Raw genomic sequence first — 15,829 nt, 5'->3', positions numbered from 1 at the left:
GCGCCCTTAATCGACACGACGCTGCAGCCAGCTCAGCGCCAGAAATGCCAGACCCCAAGTCGATAGGCAAAAAAACAGCAGTCGCACCACCTCCCAAGCATAGATTGGGTAGCTGCTGCCTTGCGGCACGGTGGGAAATATAAAGCGGTCAAGAAAGACCATCTGCACCGAGTTAAGAAGCTTGGCTTGCTCCAGCTCAGTAGCCGCCGTTTTGAAGCGATCCTGCGCGATCTCCAGCTCAACTCGGAGCGCATCGAAGCGCTGTTGGTTGATCGACAAGGTAGCGGCACTTCCCCGAGAGCTTGCCAACTCGTCCTTCAGTTGCTCTAGTTGGGCTGTGCGGACTTCGATGGCTCGATTGAAGCGCACTACATTGAGATGGGTCTCGGGCACTTCCAGTAACAGCGTTGCGCGGCGGTTTTCGAGGTCGATCAGTTCTGTGCGCAAGGCGGTGATGACCTCGGATAGGACCTTGGCTTCCAGCTCGACATCGAAGACGCCGGTCTCATTTTGCAGCGCCGCGTATCGCTGGCGCACCTCACGAAGCTGGACCGATGCCTCGTCGAAGTTGCGCTCGGCCACCTCCAAGACTGAGGCCCAGATTGTTCCGTTGAGCAGGTTCACCCGCTCTTCGGCGAGCGAGAAGATTATTTCAAGCACTTCGCTTGCGTCCTCGGGCCGGAAGGCGCGCAACTTTACCGTCACGATACCGCTCACAGAGCTCACTTCGGTGGTAATGAATTTCTCGAAATATTCGGCCATGTCCTCAGGGCTTGCACCGAGCCGCATCCTAGAAAGTGGGTCGACCTCCGCCCCACCGTAGATCCTCTCCAGATTGACTTCCTCGTTGAGGCGCTTGACCAGGCCAGGGCTCTCTAGGAAGCTGACCACCACCAAGGTGTCCTGCACAACCTTTAAGGAGGCGACGTTGGCGTCATTTGGCGCGTCGGCATTTGGAAAGGCGGGCAGCGCAGAGCGCAATACGAAGCGTGTCTCAGTCTCGTACTGGGGGCTGAGAAAATAGTACAGGTACCCCAGCCCACCAGCCAGCGGTGCCAGGAAGCACATCACGAAGGCCAATCTGTAGAGTAGCCTGAACGCTCGGTCGCGCCGCCTCGGTGCGAGACCAAGAGCGGAATAGATCCCGCGCCGCGAACCGCTTTGCATAGCAAGCTTTCGCGATGCGTCCCGCAGTTGCTCCGAAATCTGCCGGTTGCGCACAGCAGGCTGCGCCGACGTCTGTCGAGCCGGGGGGGTTAGGGCGTTATGATGGCTCTGGTCATCCATCAAAGGAACCCCGCGGCGCCGCAGAGCGAGAATGTCTAGACATGTAGGTCATTTGTTCAACCGCATATAGACGCCTATCGCGTCGTCGACGCTCGCAAAAGCGAGCAGTTCCCCATCCACCAACACCATCGCTCGGTCGCAGAAGCGGCTAATCATGTTCATGTCATGGGAGACCATGATTAGCGAAGCTCGCTTTCGCCGCTCCTTGAACACGTCCTCGCAGCGCTGCTGGAAACGGGCGTCGCCCACCGAAACAATCTCGTCGATCAGATAGCAATCGAATTCAATCGCCATGGACAGTCCAAAAGCCAAACGAGCAATCATGCCAGAGGAATACGTCTTTACTGGCTGGTTTAGGTAGATCCCCAACTCGGAGAAGTCGGAAACGAACTTGAGCACCCTCTTGGGGTCCTCGCCATAAGCACGGGAGACAAACTTGAGGTTTTCTCGCCCGCTCATCAGGTAGTTGAAGCCGGACGCAAACCCCAATGGCCACGACACCCTTAAGTCCCGGCGGATAGTTCCCGAGTCCGGCAGCTCAAGCCCCGCCAGAAGCCGAATGGTCGTGGACTTTCCTGCCCCATTTACGCCTAGGAGCCCGTAAGAGTAGCCCGCCTCGAAATGCATAGACTGTTGGCGCAAAATGTAACGCCGCTGACCTTCGAGTTCATAGAACTTATCTACTCGATCCATCACGATCACAAGTCAGCTCCTATGATCGTCTATGGAAGCAAGAACAAGGACAAGCGTGGCCCAAACGGCCAGCAGGCAGCTGACAAGAATGATCCAAAGCGCAAAGCGTTGGGGATGGTTCGGGGACGTCGGCAGGATCGGCGGAGAAAAGACAGAAACGAAAGTAGATTGCCGCTCGGTGGTTGACTTGGCCAAATCGAAGTTTCTGCTAGCCGAGCGGTAGAGGCTCTCGGCCAGCAACCGTTCAGTCTCAAGCGAGTTGATTCTAGCGAAAAAGGCCGACAACTCACCTCCATCCTGTTGCACCCCCGCCATCTGCTGGCGCTGCTCATCAATCCGAGATCCCAGCGTGTCAATTCGGTTGTACAGCTGAGTCATCAACGGGGAGTTGGAGGCGCCGCTGTTTCTGAGCACCTCTAGCTCAACCTCGGCCTCGAGCTTCTCCATGAAGAGCGTGGCGATTAGCTCTGTGGAAACCCCAGCCTCGGTTAGCGGATTGAGGATGCCTGCCTCATTCTGCAAATCCCGCAGATCGTTTAGGCTGGCGACGTAAGCGGCTTTTGCCGCGTCGAGTTCTCGCCTAGAACGTTCGAGCAACGAGCGTTTCGCCTCCTCTGACAGCTCTTCGATCAGACCCGCCGCGCGCCTGATCGCGGCTTCCGAGATGAGCACCGCATCCTCGGGACTGAAAGCCCGGACAGAGAATTGGATGATGCCCGATGGCCCGTCAACGTAGGAGGTGGTCTGCTGTTTCCAATAGCTGTGCAATTCCTCCATTGTCGCATCCGGTTCCAACCGCGAAAACTCATCAACCCCTTCCCTAGAAAAGGCTGCGCGTAGATCGACGTCATCCTGGAGATCCTTCACAACGTCCACTGACGAGAGGTAGTTGACTAGGATGTGAGCATCTTGCACCACTGCGGCCCCACCTAGCATAGTCACTCGGTCGCCACCCTCCTCTTGGGCCGTCTGCAACCCAATGCTACGAACAACGAGCCGTATCTCGGTCTCGTATTGATCGCTAGCGATCGCAAAGTAATAGTAGCCCCCGACCAGCGCTGGCACGAACACGAACACGAAAAAAGTCAACTTCGAGACGAGTCCAAGCGTCGACTTGATTCGCACCAGATTTGGCGGCCGCCGCGCAAGGCCGCGCAGAAGCGACTGTTGAGGCGAAAAGCGTGAAGAGGGCGAATGAGTCGCGTTCAAAGCGGTCGTCCTTTTGGGTCATAATCAATGCCGAGCAACTTTAACCGCCTCCGGCCAATTCAGCCACTCCACGAGGGCCGATTTATCGCGCATCTGAGCGAGCATCTTGGTGGCCTCAGCTAGTTGCTGCAGTCTATCTTTCCAAAAACGAGCGCTGCCATCGGGAAAATGTGACAAAGGGAGCGAGATGTGGCAAGGGGAAACAAGAAGACATCCAAGTACGTTGAGCGCCCCCAAAGAGGTCCATGACAGTCACGCTACACTGCCCTGACGCGCGATCGATTAGGTTCATTGAGAATCTACTCAGAGCCAATGTGATCGCATCCCAGGGCTCCCATTGCGCAAATGCACCCAGATCAGATTTCGCATCCCGAGCGTACGGTTTGAAATCCACCTCAAATTCGCTTGATCAGTACCGCTAGCCATAGCGCCGCCGTACTGAGCCAAGTCTGCCGGTAGAGCCGCAACTGCCAGATGAGTCGCAGTCTGCGCAGAATCCCAGCGCGGCGCATTAAGGCAAACCCGTCTAGGATCATCTGGTTTTCCGGCGTAAATCTTGATTTTGACCGGTTGAGTGCCTCGACATTGATTTGGCTCCACCTGCAAAAGGTACCGTCCAACAACATCCTAATGCGTTTCAAACGGGCTCGTAGCCCGGTGTTTGCACCAATGACATTTCTGCCGTGCTGGCGATATAGTAGCGTGGGCAAATCATCATAGATCAACCGCCCCCCTGCGCCGCTTATGATCTGGTAGATCCACCAGTCATGAACCACTACCACGCCTGCGACTTTGCTCTCTTGCAAAACCAAATGCGACCCGGTGGGGTTTAGTACTATCGTATTGCCTGCCGCTACATTCTGCACGATGGCGTTGCGGAAACCCAACGGGCGCGACCAAGCTACCGAAAGCTTACAATTCCCCAACTCGGCGTCCGTCACCCAGCTCCTGCTGCAATAGAGCGCAGGGACATCCTGCGCGACGGCACGCAAGCGCTCGACCGCACGTTCCAGTTTGTCAGGCAGCCAAACGTCGTCCTGGTCGCAAAAGGCAATACACCCCCCCTTTTCCTGTTCGGCGGCAGCCTGCAATAGTGCCATGAAATTCGCTGTGCTACCCTCCCCTGGCCCTTTGATGACCGACAACTTATGTCCCCGTTTCCCAAATGCCTCCAACAAATCAAGCGTACCATCATTTGAACCGTCGTCGCCTACCAGCAACGACCAATTCTCATAGGTCTGTGCGGCGATGCTATTCAATTGTTCTGCCAAGTGGGGCGCCCCATCATAGGTCGCCATCAAGATCACGATCCAGGCCTTCTGTTCATCAGTTTGATCGGTCATTGAGAATTACGTCTAGACGTCCCGGCCATGCCTGCGTAGCACAAGATTTCAGGCCGCTTTGACGTCGCTTCCATTCTTGATTCTTTCGACAAGCCGACTCGCAAGTTTGGCGTCGACCCAACCAGGTATTCTGTTCGAGTGAGGCTGCAACCAGACGTCCGGATGGATGTCGCCCCACTCTGACTTGGGAAGAACACGCCGAACTCGCCGCGAAGCTCTCATTTGGTCGGTCAGCAAAGAGTTCAAATCCACTATTGACGGAACATGTCTCCCATTCTTTTTCGAGCAAATATGCAGATGAAAATCTGAGAACTTGCTTAGGAAGTCCACATCCGCGTCGCTTCCAAGTCGATAGCGAATGGGATTTGAACTGATCAACCGGAATGCCTCTTCAGCTTCCTCCAGATTTCTAGCCTGAAAAAGCACAAAGGAGATGAGAACAGCCTCCAGGTAGCTTCTCGGACCATCCTCAAGAAGCGCTAGGAGTTCATTTGCCGCCAGATTCCAATCACCTCTGGCACGAAGCTGCCTTGCTGACGGGAGTCGCCTCGGCATCCGAAACCACCGAGTAGTTTCAATGAGCTTTTGCAGCATTCGTTTTCCGCTCGGCTTCGCCACATCATAGTGGGCTATTCAGTTCAGCACTCGTCACCATACCAAGTAGGCCTGATGGGGACAGGTCTGTCGGTCAGATTATATAGCAGTCTTTGACTAGACTACTAGCGCCAGCGCACCGCAACAGCAGCTAGAATTGACCGCATCTCATGGATTCAGCTGTTGGGAGGCGTCGACATCTGCATCTCGTTCTCCGGGATGCGATACCAGCATTCGATGAGCCTGACCCGGCGCCGTGTGCCCGATCCGTTCAGGGGGGCAAGGGTGGCACTGGTGAGGCCAGCATCGTCAAGCTGCTCTTCTTTCTCGTCCATGGGGTCATCAAGCCCGCCTCCGAGACCGGAGAAATAGTCGAAGGTGTCTTGAGCGGATGCCATGATCATGGATTTCCGGTCGTGGAAGTGCGCACAGGCGGTGTCGACATCGGTCCAGCGGACCCGGAAGAGGTAGCGGGCATCGCTCAGATCATCCTCGGTGGCCCGGCTGTCATGGATCATGTTCCGCCAGCTTTCGTAGCGGTCATAGACGGGTTCGCGGTTGTCGGCGTCCTGCACCCCGGATTCCAGCCAGCCAAGCCCGGTGATCGTGCTGTCCTTGAAGGCGCGCGAGATACCAAACTCTGACCGGTTCACATCGGAGAGGTATTTCATGATCGAGGTCTTATGTTCGGCGGCTTTGGTGCCTTCTTTCCGGCGGGCGAGAAGGCGGAAATCTGTGCGGCCGCGTCTTTCAGTCCCCAGAAGCCAGTTCACAGAGGTCGCGGAGACGTTGAAGGTAAGAGGCACTTGGCCGCGTCCCTCCAAAATCTCTTTGTCTTCTTCCGCCCATTGCCCCCAGCCATCATAGAAGCTTTCGTATTCGGCGCGGCGGCGGCGGTTGCTGTTCTGGATCTCCAGTTCGGTGAAGAAATGGCTGATCAGGCTGGTGTGGCGGTTCTTTATCTGCGGGCTATCCAGCTTGGACGGGGCCACGGCTTTGAGGTCCGGTGCCGGATCCTTGAGGTGCCGCATTGGGTCGGTGTCGATGGCGCGGGCGAACTTCGCACATTCGGGGCGTTCGGGGTCGTAGTCGTGCTCGTTGTTCTCAAACATGTCGGGATACCTCGATCTGGCGGGTCTTCCCGGTGCTGCGGTTGGTTACGGTGAGTTCTGCGACCACGGCATGGGACTCGGTGTGGGTCATGTTGGGCAGGGCCAAGAGTTCGCCCAGATTGTCGCGGATGATGGAAAGGATGCGATGGGTCATGGCGATCGATCGGGTGAACCCCAGCGCCTCGGTGAAGATGCCTGCTGCGTCATATGCCCAGCGGGTGTCTCCGATCTTCTCATCCCAGCGCCAAGCGTTGGTCAAAAGGATGATTGGCGGAACAAAGGCGGATTTGTGACGCTGCAACAGAGGGGTCAGCACCATGCAGGGCTGACCGTCCGGGATATACCAGGTCAGGGTGAGGCGGATGTCGCCATAGTCGGCTTCCATGGCGGGGTAGCGCAGGTCCACGGCCATTTCCGGGGTGTTGGCGATCTGTTGGGGCTGGGTCTGCATCATACTGCCATTCCTGAAATTGCGCGGCGGTGCGGTCGGGACCGTCTGCCGTGGGGTTCGTGGTTGCGAGGGATCGATGCGAGGGGCCGGTAGCCTTGCGCCTTCTGGCGCAGCGCGTCGGCGGCCTCGGAGTGTTCGTCATGCAGCGGTTCGTCGGTGAAACCGCCCTGCACGGTGTTTCGCTTCTTGGAGTAGCGTTCGAGGTGCACTAGCCCAGCCGCACATTCGGTGGCGTCGAACCAGTAGGAGGCGAACTCTTCGCGCACCGCATTGATGCCGTTGATGACGCGATCCACGCGCGGGACGATGTGAAACCGCCAGTCAGGCCGGAGGGCTTGAAGCATTTCCTCGGCGCTGTTGACCCGGCGGCCCTCACGTCCGACGCGGGAATTCATCTGCTGGCGCTTCTGGATCGCGTCGTGGGGGAGGTGGTGGTAGCCCCAGCGATAGCCGTGCTTGTCGGCTTCCTCGTCCAGCCTGCGGCAATAGAACTCGTAATCCTCTTCCCATTCCTCGATGAAGCCGACGAAACGGAACTGTGCGCCCACCTCTTGACCCAGCCAAATCGCGGTCCCGTCGCCGTGGCCGATATCCCAGAAGGTGTGGGTCGCAACGGTGGTCAGCTTGGGAAGGCTTGGGACGATACGGCCCTGTTTGCGGGCCGCGGCAAGCTGCTTGGCAAACCATGTTCCTTCTGTGCTGGCCTTCCATGCCTCTTCCGGGGTGGTGGGATACTCCTGCCACATCTTTTCGGCATCGCCGCCCTGCTCGTCTTCGCGGGTCATCACATACCAGGCGCGTTGCTCCGGTGTGATCTTGCGGCCGATCTGGGATTCGAGGTCGAGGAAGTATTCCTCATCCGCCGGCGTCAGATCCACATTGGCGGGGTCTTCGACATAGGCGGCCTCTTCCCACCACGGGAAGAAGTGGAAGTTCCACGATTTGGCGGCCAGCCTGCGGCCTGTGGCCTCCGCGATCTGGGTGTTCTTTTCCGCGCGGGTGGCGATGCGGTAGAACTCGCCCGATCTTCCCTCGGCGGTGGACTCGATGACGGTGATCCCGGTCTTGGGAACCGTGGGAAGCGAGCCTGTGACGATTTCCTTGGCCTTCAGGGGGAACTTGGCCCCGATCTTCCCCATCTCGGAGACATGAAGCCGGTGGTAGGTGCCTGACCGGGCAGATGTGGCGACCCGAACGGCGCTGTTGTTGTGACCGAAGACAATCTCGGTCTCGCTATCCTTGGAGAGCCAGAACAGAGGCAACTCGTTCTGCCCTTCCTCGCCGATCAGGTAGGTGGGAAGGTTGTTGAAGGCGAACTTCACCTTGTCGCGCAGGATGACGCCAGCATCTTCGAGGCTGTGCGCGATGATGGCGCAGCGCTGGTCCGCGTTGAACAAGGCGTGGTCGAGCCAAAGGATGGCGATCAGGGTGGTAAAGCCCAGCTGACGGGCCTTGAGGATGACGTTGCGGGTGTGGAGCCGGTCGAGGAACTTCCGCTGCGCCCGGTTGGGGATGAAGGGGACGACGAGAACGGCGGTTTCGTCGTCCTCGTCGGCCTCTGGATCCTTGGTCATGATCTTGTAGAGTTGGCCGCTGAATATGCGCCACTCCCAAGAGGCGAGACATGCGATCAGTTCCACGTCGGTCTGCGGCACCATGTCCGGTGTGACGCTTAGGGCAAGCGCCTCACTGACGATCTCGGGCGGCGCATCGCGCAGCGTGTCGATCATCCGCCGGTTTATGATGCCGCGTTGTGCCATCAGTGGATCGTCTCACCGGTCGACGGGGTGTCGCTGCGGTCGTCCTCTTCCGGTTCATCGAACTCCCGGCCCTCGGAAGCGGCTTGGAAGTAGTCATCGGACAAAAAGAGGCAGGAGGCAATTATCTCGGCGACAATGGTTTCCTTGCTGATCAGGCCGGGGACGAGGTAGGCGACGGGTGTGTGCGTCTGCGAAGGCGATCCCGCCCATTCGATCACAAGAGCGACAAGCGGGTTGCCGGGTTCCAGGACTGTCCCAGCGGATTCGACGTGACAGTTGCGGGCGATGCGGTGGCCGAGGTCGTTGCCCCGCTTTGAATACTCCAGGAGCGCCGCATTGGCGGCCTCGACAAGGTTCCGGCGGGTGCCATCGGCGTTGTTGACGTAGATGGGGGCAATGTTGATCAAGGTCATGGGTCAATATCCTCTTCTTCCAAATCACTTTGAGGCTGCGAGCCTTGCCCGGTCTTGATCGGGGCGGAAGAGCCGCGTGACTGGATCGTCGCGATTGCGGCGGCCAAACGGTCGATGCTTTCCGCCGGATCGCGTGGCGCATCCTCCAGTTTCGTAAAGCGGGACAGAAACTCGGTGGCCTTGATCTGATCGTGAAACAGCACCTCGATGCCGTGCTGGGTCTGTTTGACCCCTTTGATCAGGGCCCTGGCCTGCGGGGGGAGGCTTGACAGATCGGCGATGTAGATCTCGGGTTCCCCTTCCCCCTCGCAATAGGGACACTCTGGATGAGGGGGGCGAAGACGCTTGTAGCCGAAGCCCCCGTCCATCGAAGGCGCCTCATGGGCGTGTTCCGCCTTCCATTTGTCAGACTTGGCATTGAACCGGGCCTGTGCCGCCCGAAACTCGGCCTCATTCCGCCACTGGTAGAGGTGGCTGGCTCCGTAGCAGTAGCGGCAGGGGACACGCCTGATCTTGATGGCGTCGATTGGGTCGGCCCGGAAGATGTTGACCCACTTATCCAGCACCTCTGTCGCGGTGATCTCGGCCTTCTCAGTGGCCTTCTGATTGAGGCGATCGATCTCTGCGATGATGTTGCATTTCTTTAACATCCGCGATGTCGCAAGACTGCCCTTCTTGGTAAAAAATCATGGGAACAGGGCGGCGATCGCCGGTGAGCCCAACGGCATAGTGAGCCAATTCGCCAGAGGCTGGATTTCTACTCCTAGTGATGCGTTCGAAGCTTAGGATTCCTTAGCATCCTACATCGCAAAATTATTGGGGAATCTTACCGTTGAGTCTAAGGTCCAATCAGGTGCCCGAAACCTCAACTGAGTGGCCGTTTGGAGAACCTTCGGGCAGTTCCATCGCCGCCGATCCACCTCGTCCACCACCCCCCCCACACACACACGCCTCGCCAACCCGGCGGGAATGTGTTTTTGGAGGTTTGCGCGTCAAGCTGTTGTATTTGCAGAGCTTTGAGGCGCAAAATGTGTCCGATACAGATTGGAAGCTTTGGCCGATTGGCCTGCTTCAGGCAACATCAGGCCAAATCCCAACCGATTTGTCCAGCAAAACCGGACTACACACGGGAATCGTCAGGGTGAGCTTGGCATGTTCGCAGGCGGGCAGCCGCCAAGTCACTTCCAGGCCTTGTCCACCAGCCCGGACGGCCTCAGCCGGTCACTCGACCTAGTGTCATGGTGTTGCGTTCGCAGCCTGCACTACGGACATTCGCTGCAATGTCGACACCCTCTGTAGAAGCCAGCCCGCAGATCAAAGCGACGGCTTGACTCTCTCACTGTGTCCGTCGCACCGCCGCTCAGCATCTATCTGCGAAGAGGGGCTCTTTTGGGTCGGTCCATCGCCATTGGCAAGTCGATAGTGCAAGATCCGTCAAGTCGCTCGATCGATACGGAGAACTAGCGAATCCGCAGCGATCCTGTGCCAATACAGAATCCTTTTTGGAACGTTCGTCCCGGAATCTGAACGGAGCCGCCCTGCTCATCGGCATCTCGATCACCTACCATCAAAGCTCATCCCTGACGAGCAACGTGATGTCTCCCCATCACCCCACGAAGATAGTTTTCATTTTGTTGCCATACATTTGCCGATTTCGGAATAAACCTAAAGTAGAGCAAAAGGGGCTGTCATGCAGACATTTATCACTTGCTTTCTTCTATTAATAACAATTGGCCAACCAGTACGGGCCGAATTCGGAGCGGACTTCGTGCGCCAGACTCTGGAAAGCCGCGATTTCGAACAGCTTGAAACCGAGTTTTCGGCGGCTCATCAAGCGGCGCTCGACGTGCGGGATTTTTCGCAACTCCGGTCTGTCTATTCCATCCTGTTTGTCACCGCGAACCGGGATCGGATGGAGTTGTCCAAGGCCTGGCTGGAAGCCTATCCTGCGTCTCCCTATGCTGCGGCGGCACTGGCATGGTCGCACTATTACCGCGCCTTTCTGGTCCGGGGTCCTGCTGCCTACGGCATGACATCTCCGCTTGCCATTGAAGGTTTTGAAGATGAAATGCAGAGCGCATCCGGCTATGCCGCGCTTGCGGTCGAGTCCGCCGACGACTTTCTTCCTGCACTGGATGCCGCAATCCTGCTTCGCGAAGTACGCGGGGACTATGGCGGGATGCTGACGATCGTCGATCGCGAACTTGATATCGCGCCCGACCGGCACGCGATCTTGCTTGGACTGGCTGCAGCAAACCTCAATTGGGGGGGAAGCGCGGTCGAGATCATCGCTCTTTGCGGAACCATGACGGAGAGGGTTCCGGACTATGACGCAGAGTTGTGCTTCATCGACGCGGTCTTCGAGAACGGTCTGAGCGGCAGGTGGCGGCAGGCGGCGCTTGAAGCGCTCGACCGCCGCGATGAAGAGTTTCTCGACTATGCAAGACTGGCGGCCTACCTCAGAGAATGGTCAAACCGACCAGAAGCGCCTGACGAAGTGGTGCGGCTCCATCGCGCCAGTCTGGGGCCAGAGATGATCGTCCCCGCCTATGTCGATCAACTGGCCAGGATCAACCGGACTTTTCAAATGCCATTCTATGAGATCGAAGCGCATGATGCGATGATCGCCGTGCTGACGGACCGGCTCCCTGACAATCCTCAAAGCCACCGAATTCTTCGGGTTTTGATCGAGGATAGCCTTGATCGTCGCCTGCGCCGCGATCCGACGGCCACCATCGAGCAGGCACAGGACCTCTGGCAAGAGATGCTTGTTCACGGGTCATACCTGCCGGAAACATGGGCACTTGGGCGGCGTCTTGACGCGGTCGCAAATGGCACATGGCAGGTTGAACGCCAGATGCCGTATTTTCAGAACCAGATATTCTATGGCAACCACGACGTTAGCTACGTCAGATCCTACCTAATCTATCTGTTCGAGGCTCAGTCGATCGCCACTGGCGAGGCGCGCCTTGCCCCGAATTCAACTTTGGATCCGGAGACCATTGGCGAGGCGTCACGTTGCGAGCTGTTCCGTGTCACACGGATCTACGACTACCTTTGTACAGCCGCACCGAACCAGAACTTCTGCTCGATCGGAGGTTGGGCGTCGGATTTTCCGGATCGGGCCCGGCGCATGATGGAAAACAGTTCCGACTGTGCCTGGGTCAAGTCCGCGCCAATTCATCAGCTTGGCTTCAGCCCAGTCCCGACCGATTACTTCACGGGAGCGGGGCGATGATTCTGTTGCGTTGGTCTGACCTTCCGAAAAAACACGGCAAACATCCGACCTGTTGCGAGGCCCGGGGGAAGCCCGACAAATCGGCGATATTCATCAAACTCGCGTTCGTTATATGGGCGTGCGTGCTTCCAGTGGCCAATCAAGTGAAGGCCGAAACTCCGGTGGATCAGGTAAGGCTGCTCTTGGATGCCGGGGATATCGCCGGACTTGAAAATGTCCTCGCTGAACTGCATCAGGATGTGATCGACGGCGGCAGCGCGAAAGACCTACGTGACATCGCTTCACGGCTATTTCAGACCACCCACCCCCAACGGATCGAAGTGATAGAAAAGTGGCACGCTGAGCGCCATGAATCCCCATTTGCAGTCGCAGCGGAAGCCTGGGTGGCGATCAGGGCGGTCGAATTGTTGGGAAGTGAGTACGAAATCTATCGCGAGCCAAAGGTCCGAGAGGCGATGCAGCCCTGGCAAGATGCTCGCAGTCGGGCGCACGCTCTTGCCCGGCAGGCCGCGGCCAATCCCACCGGTTTTGTACCTGGGCTCGATGCCGGGCTGGTCGCAATGGAGATGCGATATGCAACGCTGGACGAGGCCGCGCCTTTGGCCACCAGATTGATTGAGATCGCCCCTGAACGAGAGAGTGTCCTGCGCATTTCACGTGCGGCGCAGATCCGGTCTTCCAGCGGGGGAAGGGATGTCGCCAACCTGTGTCTGATGTACGGTCAGGCCGCTCGGGACTATGATGCGGACCTTTGCATGACGGAATTGGCTGTCGTCCGGCATGTCGACGCTGACATTCGCGCTCGCGCTGAAGACCTGTTATGGCAACTGGAGGAACCAACCCTTGACGCGGCCCGCCTTGTCACTTTCCTCCGACACCAAAGGGACTACGAGGGAACCCCGGAACGAATTTTCGAGATCCATCGTACAGCCCTGACCCACGACTCCGACCCTGTTCGCTATCTGTCCGACGCAGGCAGGATCGCCCGATTTTTCCAAAACGACGGATATGCCGAGGAGGCCAGAGCCCGGGTCCGGGACATGGTCTCGTCCCGATTGGAAGACGATCCTTTCAATCACAAGCTACTCAGGTTTCAGGCACAGCTCCTGCTTGAAGACTATCAGGTGACCCCACTTCCCGACCTCCTTCATCAGGCCCGACGGTCATGGGAAGACGGGATGTGGTACGGTGAAATGAATGATAGCATCTGGCGACTTGGAGCGAGTCTGGCGATCGCCGACCGTCACCCATCGGATTACCAGTCGCAACAGGTCTTCTTCGAGAACATGATCGCCTATTCTGGTCAGAATCTTCAGTACCTCCTCGAAAACGTCTACGCCGTAGACATCGCCTACGATGCCGCAACCTCAGGCTTGAAGGATGCGGACAGAGATCTGGCGAAAGACCTGGAGCAAAGTATTGAAAGCATGGAATGTCCGATGTTGAGAGCCGCCTTGACGGCCTCGGCCATGTGCCGGTCGATTTCCCCTCCGGTGCCGATCTGCGACCCAGATCTTCCCCTGTTTCAACCCATCCCCGGCATCCTCGAAATGGGACGCGACGGTATGTGTGTGGAGGTTTCAAGTCAGCCATTGAGCGATCTTCGTTACGACCCCGTTCCGTTCGCTGATGTCCGTTTGCCCTGGCGCAATTGATTGGAACCAGAATTCGGCCCATAGCCGCCATCCGACGAGCTCTAATGATGCTGCGGTCGCAGCCTGCATCGCGGCCATTCATGGCTTTCCAGATCTAAAAGGTCCTACGGACAGGGAAAAGTTAAGCCACGTGATGATGCCCATCCATCAACAAACTGACGTATCTCTTCGGCTCTGGTATGAACTGCTCGAGTAGCATCTCTAATCGAGATAGTGGCACCTCGGGCAAGCAACCAAGGCGTCATGCCATGACGATTAAAATTCTCACCCGCGTCATGATAACCAGGGTTTAGCCATTGGGCGAAGACCGAGAACCCGTTCGCAAATGCATAGTCGTAAGTTTCTAAACCCGTGTCGGCGTACTGAACCGAACACAAAACAATTCGGCATTCTTGGTCTGCCAAGATGTCACCGGCATAGGTCTTTCGCTCTTCCGGAGAACCACTGATCAAGAAAACCTCAACGCATCGGTTCCCGCTCAAAGAAAGTTTTCGAGTGTTCTTACCAGTTCGGACTGTCGCCCCAAATAGGGTGTTCCAAGTGAGGGATTTTCCAGAGTTTCGATTGCCGAGCACAGTCACAAAAAGGCGTTCCAATTGCACATCCTACTATCTTGATTGACTTACAGCACAACTCTTACCAGTATTCGCACCAAGAAGCGCACCGTATAATGATTACCCTGCCACGCTGGCTACAGAAGTCAGTGTTTCGTGCGGCCCCTACCGGACTCTCAATGCCGCGATTGGATGCTCCGTTTGCAGCCCGCAAAGCCGTCATCAAAGTTCCTTCAGACTAGTGAGCGTAGCGAGAGGGTGCGCTGTCCCTCGTTCTTCTTGACTCTAACCTCATACATTCGCCAGTCTCTCGATGCGTCCAGAGCATAAGGCAGCGCCCGACGCACTATTTCACGTCTGCCAAAAATAGCCGGCACCGGGCCATTCCGGGGAAGGCCGAGACACCCTTGCACTGGAGAGCAAGATGCCATCCTTGAAAACGCCTGTGGGCGAGCATGACCACCTCTTGGATATCTACGAAGCCGAAGTCGAGGTCGAATATCGCGGCGAGCGATATCGCGTCCGTGACAACGGCGCGGTCTATCGACTAAATGAATTCCGAAAACGCGCTCGTCCGCTCGACAAAGCATGGACCTTCGGACGCCAGAACCTCACGACCGGCTACCAACTTCTGGCCGGTGTGCCGATCCATCGCATCGTTTGCAGCGCCTTCAACGGTCCGCCACCCACCGATCAGCATGTCGTCGATCACATCGACACCAATCGGGCGAATAACAGGCCCGAGAACCTGCGCTGGCTCACTAGGCTGGAAAATGCCCTCCTGAACGAAACCACCGCCCGCAGAATTGAGCTGGCTTACGGGTCGATAGAAGCGTTTCTCGAAGATCCGTCCAAGCCCATAAACGAGACATCCTTTCCCGACGTCTCATGGATGCGAACCGTGACCAAGGAAGAGGGTGCCAGAACCAAGTCCCGCTTCGAGGCATGGGCGAAGAGCGGATCGGTTCCGAGCGGCGGCACAATCGGCGAGTGGCTCTACGGCACCCGTGAGCGAGCTGATTTCGAGCCGGAGCCAGAAGAGTATGAAAGCCTGACGCCATCGGCGATCCAAGTGAAGTGGAGGGTTCCCACCGAGTTTCCGGGATGCCCGGAGGCGGTGTCAGAAGATGGTTTGGAACGATACGCACAGAACCTCCGGTTCGGACAGGTTTTTGCCCGGAACGACATTTACCAGAGCTTGGTCGTTCAGTGCGCGCTCGTCGAAGACGGGCTGGTCGTTCTTACCCGTGCCGCGGAAGCTGACGCGATCAAAGACTGGGCTGTCGCCATGATCACGATCCGTGGCGAGCTGTTCGTTCACCGCAGCGAACATCAATATTTCACGCTACAAGGTGCTCTAAAGACCTTCTGCGAGCTGACCGGCGAGAGTTTGGAGGACAGCATCGACGACTATACGTGAAGAGCGCGCCATGCGCTTTGGTGTATTTGTCGGTCCATTTCTAATGCCCGGTCGGCCCTAAGCCGCCATTGACCTGACACAGCCTTTGCCACGGTGCGGC

The 15,829-nt window shown here is 57.4% G+C and carries 12 protein-coding genes; 3 read left to right on the top strand and 9 right to left on the bottom strand.

The window, feature by feature from the left end; all coding sequences use genetic code 11:
• Positions 1-6: 6 nt before the first annotated feature.
• The 9 genes from EU803_RS00580 to EU803_RS00540 form a co-directional block, all read right to left on the bottom strand.
• The gene (locus EU803_RS00580; protein WP_129678910.1) at positions 7-1,287 is read right to left on the bottom strand and encodes a hypothetical protein; all 1,281 of its coding nucleotides are present in this window, start codon (positions 1,285-1,287) and stop codon (positions 7-9) included.
• A gap of 48 nt (positions 1,288-1,335) precedes the next feature.
• The gene (locus EU803_RS00575; protein WP_129680107.1) at positions 1,336-1,980 is read right to left on the bottom strand and encodes an ABC transporter ATP-binding protein; all 645 of its coding nucleotides are present in this window, start codon (positions 1,978-1,980) and stop codon (positions 1,336-1,338) included.
• Between the two features lie 12 nt (positions 1,981-1,992).
• Entirely contained in the window at positions 1,993-3,189 is a 1,197-nt protein-coding gene (locus EU803_RS00570) for a hypothetical protein (protein ID WP_129678909.1), read from the bottom strand.
• Positions 3,190-3,584: 395 nt separating this feature from the next.
• Complete coding sequence (locus tag EU803_RS00565; protein ID WP_129678908.1) at positions 3,585-4,532, bottom strand: glycosyltransferase; 948 nt, start codon at positions 4,530-4,532, stop codon at positions 3,585-3,587.
• A 770-nt stretch (positions 4,533-5,302) separates the two neighbouring features.
• Positions 5,303-6,238: a hypothetical protein gene (locus tag EU803_RS00560; RefSeq protein WP_129678907.1), complete on the bottom strand. Its 936-nt coding sequence runs from the start codon at positions 6,236-6,238 to the stop codon at positions 5,303-5,305.
• Entirely contained in the window at positions 6,231-6,692 is a 462-nt protein-coding gene (locus EU803_RS00555) for a hypothetical protein (protein WP_165352735.1), read from the bottom strand. Before EU803_RS00555 ends, EU803_RS00560 begins: the two co-directional genes overlap by 8 nt.
• Complete coding sequence (locus EU803_RS00550) at positions 6,689-8,449, bottom strand: terminase (RefSeq protein WP_129678905.1); 1,761 nt, start codon at positions 8,447-8,449, stop codon at positions 6,689-6,691. The genes EU803_RS00555 and EU803_RS00550 overlap by 4 nt, the downstream gene beginning before the upstream one ends.
• Entirely contained in the window at positions 8,449-8,862 is a 414-nt protein-coding gene (locus EU803_RS00545) for a hypothetical protein (protein ID WP_129678904.1), read from the bottom strand. Before EU803_RS00545 ends, EU803_RS00550 begins: the two co-directional genes overlap by 1 nt.
• Complete coding sequence (locus EU803_RS00540; protein WP_129678903.1) at positions 8,859-9,512, bottom strand: terminase small subunit; 654 nt, start codon at positions 9,510-9,512, stop codon at positions 8,859-8,861. Before EU803_RS00540 ends, EU803_RS00545 begins: the two co-directional genes overlap by 4 nt.
• 1,040 nt (positions 9,513-10,552) lie before the next feature.
• On the opposite strand from EU803_RS00540, the gene EU803_RS00535 reads away from it, so the two are divergent.
• The 3 genes from EU803_RS00535 (at position 10,553) to EU803_RS00520 (ending at position 15,729) form a co-directional block, all read left to right on the top strand.
• Positions 10,553-12,100, top strand: coding sequence for a DUF4034 domain-containing protein (locus EU803_RS00535; protein WP_129678902.1), 1,548 nt, complete (start codon positions 10,553-10,555; stop codon positions 12,098-12,100).
• Positions 12,097-13,755: a hypothetical protein gene (locus EU803_RS00530; protein ID WP_129678901.1), complete on the top strand. Its 1,659-nt coding sequence runs from the start codon at positions 12,097-12,099 to the stop codon at positions 13,753-13,755. The genes EU803_RS00535 and EU803_RS00530 overlap by 4 nt, the downstream gene beginning before the upstream one ends.
• 1,020 nt (positions 13,756-14,775) lie before the next feature.
• Complete coding sequence (locus EU803_RS00520; protein ID WP_165352734.1) at positions 14,776-15,729, top strand: HNH endonuclease signature motif containing protein; 954 nt, start codon at positions 14,776-14,778, stop codon at positions 15,727-15,729.
• Positions 15,730-15,829: the final 100 nt, after the last annotated feature.

Origin of the sequence: Loktanella sp. IMCC34160, from assembly GCF_004145845.1 — a bacterium.
Classification (GTDB): Bacteria; Pseudomonadota; Alphaproteobacteria; order Rhodobacterales; family Rhodobacteraceae; genus SELP01.
This window is presented reverse-complemented; position numbering and strand designations above follow the sequence as displayed.